1 protein-coding gene is annotated in these 496 nt (G+C 47.8%); it reads left to right on the forward strand.

From position 1 onward, the window contains the following. Positions 1-496, forward strand: a 496-nt coding sequence (locus tag AC6CHH_RS16395) for an ISAon1 family transposase (RefSeq protein WP_498284792.1), incomplete at both ends; no start/stop codon positions are given.

Raw genomic sequence — 496 nt, forward strand, 5'->3', positions numbered from 1 at the left:
CACAGAACACCTGAGCATAGACGAGACCAGTTTCAGTAACGGTGAGCTTTATACCATCGTGAGCAGCAAGGCCGCTAAAGGTAAAAAGGGCACCATCTTGGCAACTATTAAGGGTACAAAAGCCGAGGACATCACCCAAGCCTTAGAACGTATTCCATTGCGCAACAGGAATAAAGTCAGGGAAGTCACCATGGATATGGCTCCCAATATGGCCAAGGCAGTCCGTCGGTGTTTTAGAAATGCCAAGCGGGTAATCGATCGGTTTCATGTACAGAAACTGGCCTATGATGCCGTTCAAGAACTGCGCATCAGATATCGCTGGGAGGTATTGGATCAGGAGAGCCAGAAAATTGCGCTAGCCCGCAAACAGGGAGTTTCCTATGATCCTGAGCTATTACCTAACGGGGACACACTCAAACAGCTTTTGGCAAGATCACGACACTTGCTGTTCAAGCACCCTACAAGATGGACTGAAAGTCAAAAACATCGTTCAGAA

This window comes from Sphingobacterium sp. GQ94 (assembly GCF_059758715.1).